General features: G+C 36.6%; 15 protein-coding genes. 1 reads left to right on the top strand and 14 read right to left on the bottom strand.

What is annotated here, in order from left to right; translation table 11 throughout:
- Positions 1 to 47 precede the first annotated feature (47 nt).
- Both AC25Y1_RS13265 and AC25Y1_RS13260 read right to left on the bottom strand, forming a co-directional pair.
- On the bottom strand, positions 48 to 1,382 hold the full coding sequence (locus AC25Y1_RS13265; RefSeq protein WP_488148471.1) for a DUF4179 domain-containing protein: 1,335 nt from the start codon (positions 1,380 to 1,382) through the stop codon (positions 48 to 50).
- A complete protein-coding gene (locus tag AC25Y1_RS13260) occupies positions 1,375 to 1,896 on the bottom strand; it encodes an RNA polymerase sigma factor (protein WP_488148470.1) in 522 nt (173 codons plus the stop codon). Before AC25Y1_RS13260 ends, AC25Y1_RS13265 begins: the two co-directional genes overlap by 8 nt.
- A 277-nt stretch (positions 1,897 to 2,173) precedes the next feature.
- On the opposite strand from AC25Y1_RS13260, the gene AC25Y1_RS13255 reads away from it, so the two are divergent.
- On the top strand, positions 2,174 to 2,749 hold the full coding sequence (locus AC25Y1_RS13255) for a transporter (RefSeq protein WP_488148469.1): 576 nt from the start codon (positions 2,174 to 2,176) through the stop codon (positions 2,747 to 2,749).
- Between the two features lie 22 nt (positions 2,750 to 2,771).
- On the opposite strand, the gene AC25Y1_RS13250 is transcribed toward AC25Y1_RS13255, so the two are convergent.
- From AC25Y1_RS13250 to AC25Y1_RS13195, 12 genes are all read right to left on the bottom strand, one after another.
- The gene (locus AC25Y1_RS13250) at positions 2,772 to 3,803 is read right to left on the bottom strand and encodes a polysaccharide deacetylase family protein (protein WP_488148468.1); all 1,032 of its coding nucleotides are present in this window, start codon (positions 3,801 to 3,803) and stop codon (positions 2,772 to 2,774) included.
- Positions 3,800 to 4,381 carry a hypothetical protein gene (locus AC25Y1_RS13245; RefSeq protein ID WP_488148467.1) on the bottom strand — a complete coding sequence of 194 codons (582 nt, stop codon included), beginning with the start codon at positions 4,379 to 4,381 and terminating at the stop codon, positions 3,800 to 3,802. Before AC25Y1_RS13245 ends, AC25Y1_RS13250 begins: the two co-directional genes overlap by 4 nt.
- Positions 4,382 to 4,590: 209 nt before the next feature.
- Complete coding sequence (locus AC25Y1_RS13240) at positions 4,591 to 6,273, bottom strand: GNAT family N-acetyltransferase (protein ID WP_488148466.1); 1,683 nt, start codon at positions 6,271 to 6,273, stop codon at positions 4,591 to 4,593.
- A 13-nt stretch (positions 6,274 to 6,286) separates the two neighbouring features.
- On the bottom strand, positions 6,287 to 7,216 hold the full coding sequence (locus AC25Y1_RS13235) for an NAD-dependent epimerase/dehydratase family protein (protein ID WP_488148465.1): 930 nt from the start codon (positions 7,214 to 7,216) through the stop codon (positions 6,287 to 6,289).
- A 4-nt stretch (positions 7,217 to 7,220) separates the two neighbouring features.
- Positions 7,221 to 8,354 carry a glycosyltransferase family 4 protein gene (locus AC25Y1_RS13230; RefSeq protein ID WP_488148464.1) on the bottom strand — a complete coding sequence of 378 codons (1,134 nt, stop codon included), beginning with the start codon at positions 8,352 to 8,354 and terminating at the stop codon, positions 7,221 to 7,223.
- Positions 8,351 to 9,550: an O-antigen ligase family protein gene (locus tag AC25Y1_RS13225; protein ID WP_488148463.1), complete on the bottom strand. Its 1,200-nt coding sequence runs from the start codon at positions 9,548 to 9,550 to the stop codon at positions 8,351 to 8,353. Before AC25Y1_RS13225 ends, AC25Y1_RS13230 begins: the two co-directional genes overlap by 4 nt.
- Entirely contained in the window at positions 9,543 to 10,886 is a 1,344-nt protein-coding gene (locus AC25Y1_RS13220) for a lipopolysaccharide biosynthesis protein (protein ID WP_488148462.1), read from the bottom strand. Before AC25Y1_RS13220 ends, AC25Y1_RS13225 begins: the two co-directional genes overlap by 8 nt.
- A 41-nt stretch (positions 10,887 to 10,927) precedes the next feature.
- Positions 10,928 to 11,533, bottom strand: a complete 606-nt coding sequence (locus tag AC25Y1_RS13215) for a CpsB/CapC family capsule biosynthesis tyrosine phosphatase (RefSeq protein WP_488148461.1) — start codon at positions 11,531 to 11,533, stop codon at positions 10,928 to 10,930.
- Positions 11,534 to 11,554: 21 nt separating this feature from the next.
- Positions 11,555 to 12,901, bottom strand: a complete 1,347-nt coding sequence (locus AC25Y1_RS13210) for a tyrosine-protein kinase domain-containing protein (RefSeq protein WP_488148484.1) — start codon at positions 12,899 to 12,901, stop codon at positions 11,555 to 11,557.
- Between the two features lie 50 nt (positions 12,902 to 12,951).
- Positions 12,952 to 13,605 carry a sugar transferase gene (locus tag AC25Y1_RS13205; RefSeq protein WP_488148460.1) on the bottom strand — a complete coding sequence of 218 codons (654 nt, stop codon included), beginning with the start codon at positions 13,603 to 13,605 and terminating at the stop codon, positions 12,952 to 12,954.
- Positions 13,606 to 13,884: 279 nt separating this feature from the next.
- Positions 13,885 to 16,470 (bottom strand): LuxR C-terminal-related transcriptional regulator, encoded by a 2,586-nt coding sequence (locus AC25Y1_RS13200; RefSeq protein ID WP_488148459.1) that lies wholly within the window; start codon positions 16,468 to 16,470, stop codon positions 13,885 to 13,887.
- Between the two features lie 434 nt (positions 16,471 to 16,904).
- A complete protein-coding gene (locus AC25Y1_RS13195) occupies positions 16,905 to 21,776 on the bottom strand; it encodes an endonuclease (protein ID WP_488148458.1) in 4,872 nt (1,623 codons plus the stop codon).
- Positions 21,777 to 21,849: the final 73 nt, after the last annotated feature.

Here is a 21,849-nt window from a genome sequence, read left to right as displayed (position 1 = left end):
TCATCTTCAAAAGTTCCACGGCCGATTTTTCACCGTGGAACTTTTTGTTATTTAATTTTAATTTTCGCATTTCCTTCTATATAGGAAGGATAAGCTGCAAACGGAAATTTGAGTGGACTTTCAAAATCCGTATCGGGTAACCTGATCCCTAATGAAATTATTCCCTCGTCTTCCTTTGGCGAGAATGTCCCGGAAATACTATGGATTTCTTTTCCACTCGCATCGATAATCTCAGAAAAAGGATCATGATGATATCCTTTAGCACTGCGTAAATCTATGTTGATAAATTCCCCATTTACGGTTAAATTACTAAATCGTTTATCTGATGGTTGCTGTAAAATCTTTGCATTATCCCTATCAATTAAGAGAAAAGCTTCATCTTTGTCCATTGCCATCAGCTTATTGAATTGCAGATAAAGTTCTTTCGGCTCTTCAAAATAATTGCTTTGTAAATAATAGATATTCACTTCATCGTCTCTTGCACCCGTCCTCGTAATACCATTATTTATTGAAGTCCAGGTCTCCCCTTTTTCATCGACGAATCGTAAATCCTCAAAACCAAAAATCTCCTTTGTATTCGCTGGATCCACACCGACATGGATCGCTACTTTTAATGGAGAAATTTCAATTTCGTTTATGATGATTTTTTGGCCTTCAATTAAAACTGTTTCATTCAACGGATAACGCGTCGTCGGCATTTTCACTTTATCCACTTCAAATGGAATATTAAAATCAATTGATCTTTGATTAGATTTTGCTGTTGCATTAAAAATAAATTCAAATTCGTTCATAGCCATCTCTTCATTAAATCGGATATTGACCTTTGCAGTTTGCTCGGAACCTTTTACATCAAAATCTGAGCCATAATCTGCTCCCCCGAACATCATGATATCTGTTCCCTGTCTATCAGTTATATCAGGAATGCCTAATTCAAATCGTTCATTTTTTTCGGCTCCTTTTATTGTATAAAATATGACCATTTCTTGCTCGTCTGCCAAGACACCATCAAGCGTAAGCGTTACACCCTCTTTTTCAGTTGAAATATTAAGTTCTTGATAGTATTCATTTTCAATCGCACTAGCCAGCCCTTTGTCATCGCGAATAAAATCGACAAACCTTTCCATTCCTGGTATCGAAGCTACTGCATTTGCCATTACTGGTGAAACGCGGATAGAGGTTACTAGTGTTAAGAAAAGAATGGCAGCAACCACAATTGCCCATATCCCACGTTTCACATATGGACGCTTTCGTCTCACGGGATGAGTTTCTTTCGCACGATGAAATCCTTGTTGAATCGCATCTTCCAATAAATCATCCGTAACTTTTACATCCTCAATTTCAGCCTTCCATTTTCCCAATTTAGTTTCTTCTTTTCTAAACACGGCGGATTCCTCCTTTCTCCTCAAAATAGGATTTTAGTATTCCTAACGTTTTATAAAGTCTTGTTTTCACTGTACTTTCTGGTATGTCTGTCATTTCTGCAATGTCTTTAATTTTAATCTCATTGAGATAGCGCATATAAATAAGTTCACGTTGTTCTTCGGATAATAATTTCATGGCCTCTTCAATTTCAAGATAAGTGTAATCTTCACTAATACCATGCTGCAATATGACCTCTTCATCAAACACTAAACGTTTTTGTTTTTGTAAGACATCCCGACAATAATTCATCATGATCCGTACAAGCCAAGTTTTTGTGTATTCGGGATTCCTCACTGTATGTAATTTTTCATAAGCACGAAATGTTACTTCTTGTATGGCCTCAAGTGCTTCTTTTTCATTTTTCAAATACGCGAGTGCAGTTTTGAATAGCACTTCTCTATGGGCGAACATCAATTTAAGAAAGGATTCATCATTTCCTTTAATTGCTTTCTTCGCCAATTCTATGTCAGTCAAGACTCCACCTCCATCCCCTCATATACATTAGACAGTTGAATTCTGAAAAAGTTTTAAAATAGTAAAGTGAAACTTCGATCTGTGGGGGCTTCAGCCCACGGATTGTTAGTTGAACCAATCGGGCTTTTACGGGCAGTTAGACTTCCACCTTCCCTTATAGTTTTACTTAACTCTTGAGGTGGAAGGCTTACTGCCCGTTAATGCGGGATAAAAGTCCAATCGTTGCCTATTATGGTCGCATACACTAAGGGGAATCGCCTGGAAGGAGAGAATTTCAATGGTAAACAGAGGATCAGAAGAATTTGATGCAGAACAGTGGTTTCCACGATTACCTGATGGATATGATGGTCAAGAAAGGTTCGGACCTACAGGACCCGGATATTCGATGGGGCAAGGTGGGTATGGAATGCCTGGCTATCCCCAGGGACAAGGATTTTCACAAGGATACGGTATGCCTGGATTCCCACCAGGGCAAGGAAGACCCGGATTTCCACCGGGGCAAGGAGGACCTGGATTCCCGCCGGGCCAAGGAAGACCTGGATTTCCACCGGGGCAAGGGGGACCTGGATTTCCACCAGGACAGCAACAAGGTTCCCAGCCTCCAAGATCAGCACCACCTAGTACAACGCCAACTTATCCTAGTACGCAACTATTCGCGGTAGATCCGGGTGCAATTAGAGGTTGCTTATACCGTTTCACTTACGTCTGGCTTTCAAGAAGGCAAGGATTTTGGTTTTACCCAGATTTTGTCGGTCGAAGATCAGTCTCTGGCTGGAGATGGCGCAGCAGACAAAGAAGATGGGAATACACGGGAATTGACTTGGACAATATAGATAGATTTAGCTGTTTTTAAATATAATAGAAAACTACCCCAGTTACATTTCATAATGTGACTGGGGCTTTACTTTTTCATATGCTTTCTCATCATTCAATTGCAAAGCTATTGTTGTCGCTTCTCCCATCGTAAGGCTTTCAAAACCATATTCCTTATTCAATTTTATAACTAATGTTAAAATTTCCATCAAGAATTGCATATTCTCTTCTATATCTTTGCCGAAATTATGTGGATGCCACCAAAGATGGTAGACTTCTCCGTTTTTCGCCGCATGTATAAGACTTTTTTTAATGCGCCGCATTCGTAATTTTTCAAGGCCACTAATTTTCGAAACATAGGGTCTTAAAAAACGACTTGATGCTAAATTTACTAGTGGTTCTTTCTCTACTTTTTTAAGCGGATACGTATTAGGTCCGGTAATATTCACATAACAATCGACTAAACGCAGCACCCTTTTTAAAGGGTTTTCCTTATGAAACTTACTTTCCTTATAAATCCAACTTTTTTCATTTCCTCTGAAACTTTCAATCCCATGTTTTTTGCATATAGGAAGATAGGCTTTATTGAGTTGATTTCTCGGAAACACAATCGATCTTGCCGGTTGACCAAATGCGGTATTTACTTTTAAAGAAGCTACTAAATCAGCTTCAAATTGTTCTACTGTTTGCCCCTCTTCCAAACAATAAAAATGGGAAAACGTATGGGTCGAGATTTCTTGTCCCTCGTAACTGCTAATCTTTTTAAGTAATGATTGCCCATAGTGGAAGGGATCTTGTTCTTCATTCTCTCCAATATCTCCAAGTTTGCCATAGGGGGAAAACTCCATATTTGTATAACTTGGGAGTTTCGACGGCAAATTGTTCATGAGTTCTTTTTTATTCTCGAAAAAAAGCATCCCCACCGTCGCCCATGTGGCACGGATTCCAAACTTTTCAAACAGTTCGAGCATCTTATCAACTGCTTCGCGTGTACCTAGTAAATTTTCCTCATATTGTTCAAGTGTGAAAACATCATGGACGCCCCAGTTTAGTTCGAAATCAAGTGAGATGATGAAGGTTCCGTTTTTCCTCATTGGATTTCCCTGGCAGTTGCTAAAGCCATTTTCCAGTTTCGAAGTTTTAAAACGAGTTCTCCGATGATCGAATTTGCTTCGTAACCTGAATAGACAGAGACAATCTCCCCACCAAAACCAAGTTTAAATCTTCGAATGTTTTCATCGTCTGTTAAACCACCCATGTCATAACGCGTGTATTCTTTTGCTTTAAACCATAAAATACATTTCCAAACGAGATATCGATTCGCTTGACTTAATATTTTTTTATCCTCTGCATGGTCTGCCATTCGAAAATGAGAAACCGAATATAAATTCATTGCAAATGTGCCATCCCTAATATAAACACGGTAACAGTATATATCCTGTTTTTCGTTTTGCATATAAGTTAAAATAAGCGCATTTTTATCGCGCAGAAGTTTCATTGATTTCATATGAAATGAATTACAAGCATGTGTTTTTTTATTTTTGGCAAAAAAATTATAAAACTTTTGAAACATTAAAAGTTCCTGGTCTGTTGGATTTTCCAGTACAATATGTGTTAAATTTTGTTCTTCCGCACGCCTTATTTGTCTTCGAGTTGTTTTATGCATATCCATTAATAATTCATTTTCTTTATTTTTTAAATTAATTTGCAGGGTTTCTAGTGTTCGCAGGGATTGTCTTGGTACGAATGAATGCGAGAATGCTTTTACATGAACATTGGAATTGGAATCGTAACTCGAATTCGTTTTTGCAAAATAATAGTTATTTATTTTTACTTTTGCAATTTCCCTCTCGATTGTAATGATAAAATGACCACCTTCCTTTATTCTGTAATATGGTATTTACCAAAACCGAAATACGTCCTTTTCAACACTTGTTTGCTTACAGAAAACCCTATATTCTCCAATAAAGCTTTCTCATTCTTGGAACCATCTTCAACTGCGACGTACACAGTTCGTGCCTTACTGTTTTTCTTTACAGATGAACAAACTGAAGACAGGTTTCCCTCATTCCAATTTTTAAAGTAAACCGAACTCTTTTTAAATTGTTCAAGATAAGAAATCCTGTCAATCCGGAGTACTTTATCATTTGTCCAAAATATATTTTCATAGGCTAACTGACCTTTTGGGTAATAACCTTTATAGCCACCATACATTTTCCTGCAAATATCTTTCATATGAATGCTAACAATTTCTGGACATTCCATCGCATCATTTATCGTCAACTCGATGAACTCCTGGGAATCTGGTATATCCGGAACATTTTTCTTTTCCATTTTATAAACGATATATCGTTCTTTTTCATAAAAGTATTTTCGGACACGTTTGAAAAATTCCCTAACCTCTGCACGCGCATCATTGGACTCCGATTTAAACATGTTTTTAATTATGAAAAGTAATTTCCCAATCGTATTTCGTATAAATAAAACAAATTTATGATTTTCTTTAATTTTCTCGACAAATGATTCCTTCGAAGTCGCAATATATCGCATAGCTTTTGCGGCTATTGTATTTGATGAAAATATCATTCTTCTCGTATAATCTAGATGTGTATTCCATTCGAATTTATAAGTCTCATAACCTATGCTTAAATCAAACACGCGTTCATTTCCGTTTTTGCATTGCAAAATCTTTTCTTTTTCAAGGATTCTCCCTGGACTAAACGTTTCAAAATCATCATCATATCCCAAGACATATCCTAAATATCTTCCACGACAATTAAAACCATAATTAAATGCAATCATCGTATCGTTAATATACAAGGAATCTATTTGAGTTTTAAAAGCACCACTAGTAATCTTTGCAAGGCTACGGTAAAACTCTTTTTCTTTTTCATTCGTAAATCCACTTGTATCCCGCTTTTTTTCCCAGCGTTTGTCATGAAGCTTGAACATGTAATCCATTTCCTCTGGATCACTACGTAAAAACTCCACTTTCCCATTTTCATGTAACCGTTTTTCTCTTCGATCAAGCCGATGCAGCCTTCTTCTTTTCTCCATATATTCTTCTAACTTAATTTTTTTCAAATCAATATATGGAGTGATAACGCGATGAACGGAAAACTTTGAATTGCCATTTCGCAAATACTTTTCCAAACTTTTAGGTGTATTGCTACTCTCCAAAAGCCCATGTAAATAGAAAACGACATTCTTTTTTTCTCGAATGATGTCATCTAATACAAACTTTAGTGAGTCATCCAACACATCGTCATAAGCGACAACGTCCATATAATTTGCTTGACCGAACGACATAAAATAGCACTTGTATCCGAGCAAACCTTTTTCATATAAAAAGGGGAAAAAAGCGATGATTTTTCCCACTTTACGTATGCCGATGATTTCAACTTGCTTATCTCTACCTAAATGTCTCCACCATTCATTTATCCAATCGAATTCTATAAATGGATTTGTATTTTGATTTTCCTCCAATATGAATGACCAATCATCTCTATACTGTTCAAGCTGCTCTCTCGACGATATTGTGAGTAACTCCATGTCAACCTCCATTTTCATAATCCATTTAATACCTATAAACAGCTGCCTCTTTCATGTAATACTTAACAGTTTCTTTCAAGCCTTCCAAAAGCGAGTGTTCTACATTCCAATCAAGTTCAAACCTCGCTTTATTATTATCTAAAACACTTCTTTCAATTTCTCCCTGCCTTAGCGGTTGATACAACGGTGTTAAGTGACTATCAAACTCATTTGCTAAAAGATTATATAAATCATTAATCGTTGTTTCAGTTCCAGAACTAACATTATAAATCCCCTTTTTTCCACTTGCTATGGCATGCCGACAAGCACTCGCAACATCTTTCACATAAACAAAGTCTCTAGTCTGGCTTCCATCATATATAAAAACTGTTTCTTCATGTAGTAACTTATTAATAAATATCGAAATAACTCCAGCTTCTCCATCGGGATTTTGTCTCGGACCATAGACATTGGAAAATCTTAAAATACAGCTGTCCAAACCGTTTAGCGCGTCATAAAGCGCAATATAATTCTCCGCCGAAAATTTGGATTGTGCATAGTATGATTGGGGATTCGTTTTATGCTTTTCGTCAATTGGATAGTATAAAGGTTCCCCATATACAGCTGCTGTTGAAGCAAATAAAAACTTTTTCACTTGATACTTTTTTGATAATAGCAATAATCTTAAGGTTCCCGCGGTATTAGTATAAAAATCTAAATACGGATCTCGCATCGACGCGGTAACAGAGGCTTGTGCTGCTAAATGAATAACAATATCCGGTTTTTCCATTTCAAAGACATATTCCATTTCAGGATCATTCAAATCATATTGATAAAACTTTACATTATCAGGTACATTGGACGGTGATCCCGTCGCCAAATTGTCAACTGAAACGACATCGTAATGATGATTTAGTAATTCTTCCGTGACATGAGAACCTATAAATCCAGCTCCACCGCTTATTAAGACCTTCATTTTATTATGCCCTCCTTGGAATCGGTAATTTAGCCCGTTTATTTTCAATTATCTTTATATAATAAGTGTCTGTTTCATCAAGCATTTTGTTAAAAGTAAAGTTCGTTTCAAAATTCCTTCGACTTTCTTTCCCCATCCCCAAACAAGTTTTCGGATTGGCTAACAAATGCTTCACTTTTTGGATTAGTTCACTTTCTGCATTTTTAGGAATTAAATAACCATTAATGGAGTCTTGTACAACTTCTTTTACTCCTCCTACATCAGAAGCAATGATTGGTAAACCACTTCTCATCGCTTCTAAAATGCTTAACGGTAAACCCTCCCAATCAGATAGGAGAATAAACAAGTCGGATTGTAGCAATAACTCTGTTACATCATTTCGATTTCCAAGAAACTCTACTCTTTCTGATAAACCATGTTCTTCAACATAATCCACTGAATTCTTTAATAAAGGTCCGTCACCTACAAAACGAATATTCCATTTTATTGATTGAATTTTTTGCAAAGCCTTTAACAAATCAAGTTGCTTTTTAGGTTTCGCAAACCTTGCGACCATGATTATAGTCGGAACGTCCTCCGTTTTTTTAACAACATCTGAAAGTTTACTATCATGTACGCCGTTATGAATCGTATGGAGTTTTTGTCCAGACACAATTTTGTTTTTTCTGGCCAACAAATTATCATAATCAGAAACTGTAATGACTCCATCCGAAAATAGCCCTGCTACTTTTTCAATAACTATATATACAGCTCGTTTCCTTTTAGGCACACCTTCAGTGAAAGACCATCCATGTGCGGTAAATACAGTCGGGATACCAAGTGACCACCCAACTAGCCTTCCAATTACTCCTGCTTTTGAAGAATGTGCAGCAATTAAATCAGGGGCAATCTTTTTCGTTACTTTTCTTAATTCTATAAATGCCTTAAAATCAGTAATAATATTCAACTTTCTAACTAAATGCTGAATCCTATAATGTGAAATTCCTTCTTTTTCTATAGTTGAATGAATGTTTTCACCTTCACCAGAGACGAGCACAACTGAATGGCCTAATCTGCTCATTCCAATAGAAATGTCTCTTACATGTATCTGGGCTCCACCGATTGTATCCATGCTGGTAATTAATTGGACAATTTTCATAGCGGCCTCCTTGATCCTGACGCAATGATTTCATCAGTTTGTATTTCATCCTTGAAGACGGGAAAATATGCAAGGGCTAAAATAATCCACAAATGTCGCCAATGTAATGTGTCTATGAAAAAGCTATTGAATGCGAGGCCACAAAGTGAAGCGAATATGGCTATGAAAAGAACACTATACTCACCCTTCGATTTCCAATAACTAATAAATGCTTTCCACGTACTATAAATAAAAAAAAGGGTAAATGACAAAATTCCAATTAAACCATTCTCTGTAAACAACCTTGCATATAAACTATGTGGTGCGTATTGGAATACTAACTCTGAATGACCCGGTCCAATACCAAACGGATTTTTAAACCCCGTTTCAATTGCTTCTTTTTGCGTATCAAAGCGATCACTATCATAATTTTTAATCATCAACCGGGAAGAAAATAAATCCTCAACAATCGGTGTTTGGATGAAATAAATAAAACAGGGCAAAGCGATAATCATGATTACTATAATCGTTTTTATTCTTTTTATTAAGAACTCCCTTTTAACAATAATGACGTAAAGAAAAAAGGCTAGAGCAAAATTCCCCCATGCTGCACGGGAAAAACTAAGAATAATTCCCGACACCAACAATAAAAAGCAAGAAAAGCTTAGAACTTTACCTCGAACTTTTAGTCCATCTAGTTCTACTAAGCTAATTGCGAAAAGTGCTGGCATAACCAGGAATGGACCAAATACATTTGGATCTTTGAATGTCGATTTAACTCTTCCAAACATTAGGAAGTCGTCACTCATCGGAATTATATTAAAATATGCTGCGATTCCAATCAAAACAGCTAGAGCAGCAGATATCAAATACCCTTTTGATATTATTTGAAGAAGAGACAGTTTAAAGTAATGCCCTAAGCTAACAAAACAAACCCAGGAAAGAGCCAAATAAAAAGTTATCCCACTATAGCGGATTGCAGTAAATGGCTCTCTTACAAAAAAAAGTGAAATAAGATTACTGATAAGAAATAAGGAAATAACAATAAATGGAAAAACAATTTCATTATTAACTGTATAAAATCCATAAATGAAGCAGATGAATATTAGAACAATCAAGAATAAATCGTAAGGAGAAGGCTCAATCAGTACAAATGAACTTATACACATCGTGAGAAATAAGTAGATATGCATCCATTTATGTTGATTATCAAGCATTGTTTACCCCCTTGTACGTTTCATCTGCATATATCATCTCCTTATTTTTTATCGGTAACTCATAACTTCTTTTCATTACATACCAGGAAAAGAATCCATGGATTAGATACCCGAATGAACTGATGATACTTATACAGAGAATCGATAACGTAGGACTTTCAATATAGCGAACTGCAAGAAATATCGATAAACCGATTAATACAAACCTTATACATTCGCTTAACATTTGAATTTTCAACGCTTCGAATACATAAAAATTTGCTGTAATAGGATTAACGATAATTTTCATAAGAAACAATACTGCAAGAATTTGTATATACGTTCCTGATTGCGCCCAACTATCTCCAAAGACAATATGAATTAGAGGCGGGGCGATGAGAACAACTAAACCAACAATAGCAACCCCCATTAAAACCATTTTTTTTACAATATCCCAGAAAAACTTCTTAAACTTTTCATAGGACATTCGAGATTGTTGAGCCGATTGTGATAAATATACTTGAGAAGCCGAAAAACCAAGTAACCCCTCGGGTATCGTTAATATTTTTTGAGCCAAAAAAAACAGACCCACCGTTTTAGCATCAAATGCAGCTGCTAAAAAAAATACCGGCAATTGATTTCCAAGACTACCCAGAATTGCAGACCAACTTGAAACAATTGGAAACCACTTATATCTTTGCATTACAGTAATTACTTTTTTAAAGCTAAATCTTTCAAAGCGCAATTCATTTTTTTTAATTGTCTTCAAATAGGTTATTGTACCTGAAAATCTTCCAAGAACTTCACCGATTAGCAAACCAATCAGCCCGATATGAAATAAACCTAATAATATTTGTGAAAATACCGTACTGCCGTTCATCATCACTTTTGATTTAGACATTGCAGTGTACTCTTCTGTTCGAATAGCCCATAAATTTAGTGCTTGGTACAAACCCATACCGAGCAAGCTTAGCGATAATAGCCAAATATATTTACTTAACCCTGGCATTTCAAAAACCTGAGCGACTGGAAAAAATGTAATGAAAAAAAATGCTGAGATACTCATTAGAATAATAATAAATGTTGAAAGGACTAATAAATGAAAAGCGTCCACACTTTTTTTAGGTAAAGGGATTGCTGTTTCATATCGCATAGAAGCAATAATTTGGACAGTAAATAGAATTGATAGAAAAACGGACAACTCCCCAAATTCTTCAGGAGTGTATAGCCTTGTTAAAATCGGTATCGTCGCGACAATCAGTACATTTGCAAATGCTGTTCCAGCCATTAATACGGAAAGACTTCGTATGAAGTGATTGTTGAAAACCTGATTTTTCCAGCGCATAATTTGAATCATATGAACAGCCCTCCGCCTTATCCAATAATTATGATCCGTGGCTATTTCAACTTACGAACCGTTGGAATAGGAACATGAAAATCTGTACCGTTACTAACATGTTTTTCATTCGCTTGTAAAAACTGAACATATTCAATTGAAATCTTTTTTTGTAAATATTTATATACATTTTTTTTAGGAGATCGTTTTTTATTGGTAAGATAAGTATCTAAGTCTACAAAATGAACTAATTTATTCTTACATAACTTCATCGTATATTTTTGGATTGCTTTTCCACGATTACCTATCACGCTAGATGCTTTAACCTGTATAAGGGCCCCCTTAATGACAAGTGTTTGTATCGTTCCCAGACTACTTCTAGAATTTAAACTTGTCTCCACGCCAACAATTACCGGGATGTAGCCTAACAGTTGCAAGCGGTATAATATAGATAAAGTAACTTTCGGTACTCTCTCATTAGGTAGTTTAATAGGTAGTTTAATTAGCATGTATTTTTCACTGCCTGCAAGCGGAATTAAGTTAGATTCAATCGCACTTACCAACATATTAAAATGCCAAATTTCCATTCCCCTAAAAATTTGATGCTCTTCATCTTCTACTTGAGTGTCAATACCTTGTAAAAGTTTCCTAGATACTTCAATAACCATCGTTACACGTCCTTTCCAACCCTATTCAAATGCAACCTTTTTTTCTTCAGAATAGCTTCTATTTAATATTGTTCCTAAAATTGGTGCTTCAACTTTTTGCAATTGCCCAAGGCTTTTACTTGCTTGTTCCTCTTTTGTGCTCTCAGCATCAATAACATATATACAACCGTCTACAACCATCGAAAGACTGATTGTATCTGCGACATTAAGTGACGGGGTGTCAATGATGATTACTTCAAATTGACTCTTCAATTCATTAATTAAAACTTTCATTTTTGGTGAAGATAATACTTCAGTCGGATTCGGAGGCATAGGACCAGAGCTTATGAAAGATAAATTTTCCGTCTCTGTCTTTTGAATAATTTCATTCAATTTGAATTTTCCAGAGACATGTGATGTGAGCCCATTTCGACTTGGTAGATTAAAAACTAGTCTCCCAATCGGCTTTCTTAGATTCGCATCTACAAATACCGTTTTCTTTCCATCCATAGCCATAATAATTGCTAGGTTCCCACTCACAAAGGACTTCCCATCCCCGTGAACAGAACTTGTTACCAAAATTGTTTTTATATTTCTTTGAGACATTTGATATTGTACATTTGCCCTTATTCTTCTAAAGTCTTCGGTCAAAGTGGGTGGTGATTCCATCATCGAAATAAGTTTTTTATCCCACTGGTTATATTTTTTCTTAATGGATCTCTTAACTTTAACAAACGGTATAATACCCAAATTAGGAATGCTCAGTACATTTTCAGTTTTAATGCTTGTATTTAACTTAGGTGAATAAAACTCGTGAATTACAATTGTCATTGTTGCAACAATAGCTCCAATAATAAATGAGATAACACTTAACATATAAAAAGGGAATGTAATTTCTTTTATTCCCGTATTCGGGGAAACATTATTTAGTATTGTAATATTTTCTAGACTCATAAGGTTTTTTATTTCTTTTTGAAATGTTGCTGCATACGTGTTTACTAATACAGCTGCTTTTTCTCTAGTTTTTTCTCGCGCAACTATAGTTATTATTTGGGAGTTATTACTTGATTCAATTGAAATATATTTCATTAACTCCGATTTCGAATATTGTTCATCTAACTGTAAATTTACTTCGGTTAGCATCCTATCACTTTTTAACATATACTTATAGGTTTCAATAAGGCGCAAACTCATTTCAATATCGCTAGATTGAAGAGCGACAGCTTTTTCAGTTTTCAACGTATAATTTACTAACAAGTCTATTTTTGCTTCGTAAGTTGACGGTAATATGAAACTGACAACACTTCCGGATAAAGTAAAGATGAAAATAATGGAGATAATCAAGCTTCTTTTTTTCAACATTAAGTTTACTAGTTCTTTTATACCCATCTCTTTTTTCATTTGATTTTCTCAACTTTCTCAATTATTTCCCTCATTATTCAACAGGCCCCTTTCCCCCGAATAACCAGTCCAATGGTCTTAATAAATATTCTGAAGTCTAGCCCAAGTGATTGATTATCAATATAGTAATGATCATATTCAATCTTCATGCCATGATTAATAACGGAACGGCCATTTATTTGAGCATAGCCTGTCATTCCCGGCCTTACTTTTAATCTCTGAGCTTGGTATCGACTATATAATTGCGTAATTTCAGGAATTTCTGGTCGTGGCCCAATTAAACTCATGTCACCCCGTAAAACATTTAATAACTGAGGTAATTCATCAATACTGCACTTTCGATAGATTTTCCCAATTCTCGTGATCTTTTGTTGCTGTGGAGTTTTAAACAAAAAATCATTTGGTACCCCTTCTGACCACTGATAATTATGTGCCTTCTCAGATTTCGGATATTTTTTCATTGTTCTAAACTTCCATATTGTAAACGGCTTATTAGATATACCTGTCCTAGTTTGTTTGAAAAAAATAGGCCTTCCTGAAAAAATGAGAATACCAATCGAAAATAACAACAGAAAAGGACTTAGACAAAGTAGTAAGATAATACTTACAACGATATCAATTATTCTTTTGCAGAAAATGTATAAACTTGCATGCGATTGATGTTTATCCCTTGCGTAGTGTATTTTATCCATGATAGCCTCCAAATGAATATTCTCATCTACATACAATATTCGAAGATGGCAAAAGTTCGTACAAACTATCTATATGAGATTATCTTCTCCAATCTTAAATGCACGTATACATTAGTCTATGAAGATATTAGTTTGTTTATAACAGATGCATCTTTTGGGTGAACAAAAAAACTCGTCAAAAGTAACTCAACCTAAATTCATATGATCAACTTTAGTAGATTTATCATATAGAATATTAACGGTGGTTACTATTGACGAATGTCAGTGATTTCAACGTATTCAGTTTATTTTATTACCATTGGCAATAATTACGGCTTGTGTTCTCGATTTCACTTGTAATTTTGCATAGATATTAGATAAATAGATGCGAACTGTTCCGGGCGACAAGAACAATTCGTCAGCTATTTTGCGGTTAGATAAGCCGGTTGTTAATAGTTTCAAGACTTCCAGCTCCCGGGGTGTAAGCCCATGAAGCGGGTTCTTCTTTTCTTCGCTCAATCCTAATGTTGACTGCTTTTCTGTGAAAATGCTCAGTATTTTTTCAACATAATCCAATGAAATTGTACTCCAAGTGGGAATCTGTCGCTCTCTTCGGAGTTTGATATACATTTTCATTAAGGGATAGATTTCGCTTTCATTTAGAAATATCCCTATATAGCCATAACGTTGCCCGTATTTCAGGGCCTCATTTAGCAGATCAAGCGCTTGCCTATTATCTCCCGTCAATTTATGGAGTATCGCTTCTAATAGCGAAGCCTCTATTAGTAAAGCAATTTGTTCTTCTTCATATGCATGGAATTTTAGTTGTTTGACTTTTTCTAATCCAAGTTCATAGTCTTTCTTTTTAATCAGTAATCGAACATAGACAAACCACCATGTTTCGTTTCCAATACCTCCAATGTATTCATTTGTTACTGCTACGGAGAGTTTTCCTTCTGCTTTCGCAACTTTATCTTGTTGAATATAGATCATTGCTTCCATTACGTGTACTAACTCTACCCAGTGAGGTTCTTCTTGGCTAAGTGCATAAGATTTTGCTTTTTCCAAATAGCGTAACGCCTCTTGATAGTCTTGTTTAGTAATTTCAATTCGACACTTTAACACAAACATCGGAACTACTATACCGGGATCACAAAAACTTCGTCCGATTTTTATAGCTTCTCTAATTACAAAAAAGGCCTCATCGATTCGATTAAATTCTACTAACTTTTCAGCGTGCACACCAAAATAATAGCCCGACACAAGGAGTTTTTTATAGTCTGTTGCCTGAAAGTTTTTCACGAAAACCTTTTCTATTTCTTCGGAGTAAAGCTTTCCTTTCGCACCGATTTTTGTATGCAAAAGAGACAGGTTCAACATATTGTAACGGATCGGTATTTCATTGATTTTAGAATCATTTGTACCCCGTTCGATTAGTTTTAACAGTAAACGCATGGAGGTGTTAATATTATTTTGACCAACTAGCAAAGTGTTGGCCTTAATTCTCAGAAAATCTACGACCTCATTTTTGTATTCTTCGTTATCCATCCACAAATCTATTTCATGCCGATTTTCCAATTGTTCAATGATGAGTAGAGCACGTCCAAAATCTTGTAACATCGCATGGGCGAAGGCAAATAATAGTATCGTTCCAATACTTAGTTCTTGCTGATTTTTAAGTAATATTTCAATCCAGCCTTTAAATGTGTCAGTATATCCCAGTTTAAGAACATCAATGGCATGAATTTCTATCCATTTCAATGCTTCGTCAAACAGATTTCCTCTCAAAGCCATTTCAATTGCTTCCAAAAAGTCACCTTGTTTATACAGTTTTTCCGCAGCTATTAAATACAAATTTGTTATTTCCGCATCGGTATAACGTTGACGCAATTCTTGGATTAAGAAATCTTGAAATCTAAGATGATACTGAAAAACAAGTTTTTCCTCATCTATTTTAGAAATAAAATCCCCTCTTTTTTCAATCGAGGATAGAATAGTAGCCGCATCCAGATCTTCAGTGAGCGCCATGCAGATTTCAGGCTCAAGTACTTTCAATACAGATGTTCTCAATAAAAAGTTCTTCTCTTTACTGGATAGACCGGTAATTAATTCGTGAAATAAATAATCTGATACATATGGATTATTCCCATCACATATAATTTTTTCAAACCTCTTTTTTTCAGATACTTTCGTGACTAATTTGATAGTCAATGGCCGTCCTTCTGTTTTCTTGAAAATTTCATGGACCGTATTTAAGCCTAAAATAGAGTTAGAATTCATCCTCAAATATTGAACTGTTTCTTTATACGTAAACTTGAGGTGCTCAATTGTTATTTCTTGAATAATAGAATCTGCTTTCCATCTAATCAGTGGCAATGGTAACTGACTTTTACTTGCGATAATCGTCCGGAAATTTTTCTGACGATGTTCAATCAATCTTGCAATCGAGCGATGAATGATCGAATGGGTAATGACTTGATAATCGTCGAGGATTAGTTGAACTTTTAAGTTACTGCTGCCAATTTCAGTACTGATTAAGTCGACAAATAGTTTAACAGGAAGTCGTGGTTGTGTGGATAATAGTGGAAGAAGTCGTTCATATAAATCTGTTTGCAGCGCGCGACTGATAGCTATCGCTACTTTTCCCCAAAAACGGACCGGGTCATTGTCAGTTTGATCTAGTGAAATCCATGCAGTTTGGCCAATGAATCGCTGTGACCATTGACTAAGAAGTGTCGTTTTTCCATATCCGGCTGGCGCACAGACAACGGATAATTTCCGATTGCTATCAGACTCTAGTAATTTCATGAGCCGCTCTCTGTGTAGTATTCCGGTAATCGTTTCGGGAATAAACAGTTTTGGCTTCTTTAAATCTAACTGTGTCATAATACTCCCTCCCTCTTGTAGCTAAAATTCTTTTAATAGGAATGTTTTTGGGTTTGCATTCTTTGAATAGTGACAATAGTCCTTACACTTATTATTATACTAAATTATTGTATTAGTCAATGATGCTAAAGTATTATGTAGTTAATAAAATAATTAATAAAGAAGATGCAACTATTTTAGTAAACAGGTTCACTACTTTATCTGCGGTAATTCGCATTTTATCAGTATGTTCTCTAAATATATCAGTGTGTTTTCGACTTATATCCGCACCTTTCATACATATTTCCGCGTGTTTTCACGTATATCCGTAAAACATGACTTACTGCCTATGTTAATTCATTTCCTTCAATATAAAAACGACTTCATTCCAAGAATGAAGTCGTTTTCATATTAAATTATTCATTAATGGCTGTTGTTTCTTACCTGCATACCCCTTAAGCGCCCTCGTCCCAAATATCATATGCCCAATCTGGATGATCGATAAATGGATTGCGATTGCCTTGGATTTCCTCGATTTTTTCGTTACGATTCATTTCCCATTCACTGACAGGGTCCTGTTCATGCCATTCAAGTAAAACAGATAGCTTTCCATGATATGGAATGCTGCCATTGTTGACTCGATCATTTAACTCTAAGTCAACCTTGTCGCCCGCTTCATAGCGGACAGCCATGTAAAACAGCATTCTTGCTACGTCACCTTTAACATCATTAGGTGGCTCCCAAGAATCGCCGTCACGCTTACATTCTGCACAATTTTTCACGTTGGCAGTTCCCCCATAGTCAAAATCAAGATTTCCTCTTGAGCTATTGACCTGGACATCGGTCGGACGGAGATGGTGAATATCGGTGCCTGGGCCTTTACTAGTCCCAAAATTCCCATGCGATTTTGCCCAAGTATGCTCACGATTCCAGTCGCCAACCATGCCACCATTTCGATTTTTCGAACGTGAATCTCCTGAATAAAGGAGAATGACGTTATCCTGATTGTTTGGATCCTCATCTGTTATTTTCAAGGCATCCCACACTTCATTGTAGGCTAGCTGATGATGATCATCAATAATCTCATGCAAGGCTGCTTTTAATGCAGCACCCTCTTTACCGATTGCATCTGCATAATAATCATCTTCCGGAACTTCGACTTCAGCTTCCTCAACCGTTACACCAAATGTCTCAGTAATACTCGCTGTTCCATCAGTTGCTGTAACCGCAACAATGTGGCTACCTACCTCAAGTTGAAGGGTAAGTTTTGTAGTCTCTTGATTAACTATTCCTTTTGTTGATGAAAATGTTAGCACATCCTCGTCCGGATCGGAAAAGTAATCTGATAGCTTTAATTCTATTGTTTCTCCTTCAATTACCTGTTGATTTGCAAAAGACTTCGTTAATACTGGCGCTTGATTTTCCGGTTTACTTGGAAATTTAATCTTGTCCGGATCGGCACCTTTCTTATAGTCGAAACTTTGAACATTTTCTGTTCCTCTTAGCTCGGCTACATTTTTGCCTTCAATGGTGACCTTCGACATTTCAGTCCCTTTGAAATCAATGATGGCACCAGCCTTTTTGGGTTTGATGGTTAACGTGTTATTCTTGAAACCATCTCCATAAAACTCCGCATACTCGCCTGTAAATACCACGCCATTTTTCACATTTGCTTTTGCACCAAGCGTGACAGCAATAGATTTATCATGAATATTTAATTTACCTGTTTTCAGGTCCCCGTAATCCACTGTTTTCTCCGGTATAATAACAGAACCAATTGGCTGACCATTCGAATCCGTAATCACTATTTTGTCAGGATCTGCGCCTTTCTTATATTTAATGTCTTTAATATTTTCTACGCCTCTTAGCTCAGCGACGTTTTTACCTTCAATTGTTACTTTTGATATTTCTGTCCCTTTGAAATCAATAATTGCTCCAGCTTTTTTAGGGTTGATGGTTATGTCTGTTTTCTTGAACCCATCACCATGGAATTCGGCATATTCGCCAGTAACCGTAATTCCTTTTTTAATCTTCGAATTTGCATCAAGCTTAATGGAGACGCTCTGATCGTGCAGAATCAGTTCTTTTGTTTCGATGTTTGTAAAATCGTATATTTTTTCTGGGATAATTGGCGTCGGTTCCTCCGGATTCCCTGGTTCCTCAGTTCCCTCGCTATTTAAGCCCACTTTAACCATCACTGGGTCGTGATCACTTGCACGTCCAGCCATATCAGTAAAATCTGCATTAATATGAAGAATATCAATTTCCGTTTCTTTCACTAAATTATTCGACACTAGAATGTGATCGAGCACTTGTGAATTTCCTTGGAATAGATAGGTGTAACGATCTTGCTCTTCGACTTTGTTAATCATGTTAGTCATATGGTCGCCTTCATGAATTTTCAGTGCTTCAGTGAACTGAAAATCATTGAAATCACCAACTGAAACAATATTACTATTCGGATTTGCCGTTTTAATATCTGCTATAAAATCAGACACCACTGTTGCAATTTGCTTACGTTGTACTTCGCTACCATAAATAGGTGGTTGTGTAGAACCAAATAATGGTGTATCACCAGATTTTGAATTCCAGTGGTTTACGATAACAATCACACTTTCACCTTGGAAATCAAATTGGGCTGCTAACGGTTTACGGCTGCTCGTAAATGCTGCATTATTTGGATCAATTCGACCCGGATTATGCGTTAATTTCCCATCATCATAGCCAACTGCCGTTGTTGCATCACCTTCGGGTATACCTTCCGTCAAGCTGACACGGTCTGGATTGTATAGGAAACCAACACGGATATTCGCATTTGGCGCCCCGCCGTCCGCATTATTTACCGGATCAATATTGGCATATTCATACCTTACCCCACCAGCATCAACAATTGCCTGAATCAAACGTTCATAGCTTTCATTGGCCCGTGAATCTCCTGCATCTTGTCCATTATTATCTTGAACTTCAGTCACGCCAATGATATCAGGATTTTGCATGTCCTGCGCAAATGCGCGTGCTAATTTTCTTGCTTTATCGTCTGATGTTGACTTGGTGTTATTCGAAAAATTCTCCAAGTTATAAGAAGCAATCGTTAGCTTATCCTCTTCTTTGACAATTGTTGTTGTTTCTGGTGTTGCCTCACCTTTGACGAATTTAGCTTGCATATCTTCTAAATCAGCATAAATTTTATAGTTTTGGAAGCCATAATTTACAACACCTGTGATTGGGCCTTCAAAAATATCACCTGTTGCTACTTCAAAATCTCTTGCTTGGTTATTATCATATAATTTGAACTGGATTCGGTCAGGGTTTGCCGTTTCCTCTGTTAATTTGACACCGCCGTGAAGCGTATTTGTTTCTCTAGATTCAAGCACGGTTATTAAATCACCATGTTCTTGTGGAGAAACAGCTTTAACTGTACCAACTTCGACAAGCATGCCCTCTAAACTTTCCCAAAAATCAATTGCATCTTCTTCTGGATCAAATTGTTCAAAGCTATCATTATCAATCACTTCAGATGGAAGGTTATCCTCATTAATAAGGATTGGTGCTGGGAGTGCAACATTGCTTTTCACCGTTTCAACGATCCCACCACGATCATCTCTTGCATTAATTTGTGTAACAGATAAATCCGTATCTTGTTTTGTATCGTTGTAGCCGTCGATATGAAACTCGTCAACAGTACCTGATACGCTGACTAAATCACCTATACTCACATTTGCTTTCTGGTTTCCTGTATAAACGACCAGCCCTTCAGACGTGTTCTCATTGTCATCCGCTAGATGATCCGGTGTTTGGAAGTGGAAATAGTTTCCGCTACCGATTTTGTACATGTATGTCACAACACCTTGGATGTCGTTAACAAAGGTGCCTGTTAGTGGAGATTCATGCGATTCTCCTTGAATATGATGAATTTGCATACCTGCTTCTTGGTCGAAAACAGTGTAGGTAAATTCGGTCATATGACTAGCTTTTAGACCATCTTTAACTGCAATTGCTTTGATGACCATATCTTGATCAACGACAATTGGTTCGCTGTATTCCTGACTAGATTCCGATGGATCATCACCATTCGTCGTATAATAAATCGTTGCGTCGCTAGTTACGGTAGAAAGAGTTACTTCTGTTCCAGCTGGAATCGTACCTGACGCCGGTGTTGCTGTTACAGCCCGGACAGCTGATGCATCGGCAACGATATCCGCTTGGTTTCTAGGAATTATTTGAAAGGCACCGTTAAATTCCTGAACAATTCCTGTGATAGAATCATAGGTTGTGCCGGAAGAAAGGTCGAGTGTTGCCGTTTCATCTCGTACTAGAAATTCAGTTCCATCGGTAGCTGTGTAATTCGCCCAGCCGTTACCCTCTTGAACCGCTGTAAGCGTTACGCCACTTACGGTTGCTAGCTTCGATTCATTTTCTTCATTAAGCTGTGCGCCTGTTAATATTGTTGGTTCTGGAACCCCTACTGGATTCGCATCCCCTTCAAGACTCACATCTATTAATTGTAAAAGGCCGTTGTGTGCGGCTAAAGTGCCTGTTACGGTAATTTCATCGCCGAGCTGCACATTAAGTGAGCTTGGATAGATTGCGATTGCTGCTGTTTCATCCTGAAAATGAATTGTATTTTTTAGTTTCGCTGTAACAATTCCTTTTACTTTCACAACGCCAGTTGCCTGTGCACGTGCATCTGCAATCGTGATGATTTCTTCTGGCTCAGGATCTCCAGGTATGACGCCATCCATATTGTGAGTTCCTAGATTGGAAGCATCGTTAATTGGAAATGTAATCCATTCAACCGCTGGATCAAATACATTATCAATAATCGTATCCCCAGTTGTGATATTGCTCTTTCTTACTAAGGTGACATCTTTTAAATTTTCAACCCTAGTGCCAACTTGTCCAATCGAATCAATCACTTGGTTGGATTTTCTAAGAACTAAGGCATCATCGCCATTAAAATTAATAACGCTCGAGTTTGCTAGATTCCCTTTGCTTTTAATTTCATCATTTGCTTGATTATGATGGATGACAAAAGTCGCGCCATCAGCGAGTGAGCTTTCTAGTATTAATTTTGCGGTTGTAGAAGTTGAACCGTTTGCATAAAGCTCCAATGTATAATTGCTCAAGTCAATTGCCTGACCTGTGCCGTTATAAATCTCGATTGCCTTGTTAAAGCTACTTCCTTCGATATATTCAGAAATAATTAAATCGCTCGGTTTGTTTGTCTCAGCACTCACGACCGCCGGTAATGCTGGTAGTAGTAAATTCAGTACTAACGCAATGACGAGAATGGAACTTAGCCTTTTTTTCCAATTTTTATTATGCATGAAGTCAGATCTCCTTTTTTAGGGTTCTTTTTTTAAATAAAAGGGACAGAGCTCTGCCTGTCCCCTTATCGCC

The sequence above is a fragment of the Sporosarcina sp. Y1009 genome (assembly GCF_057669865.1).
This window is presented reverse-complemented; position numbering and strand designations above follow the sequence as displayed.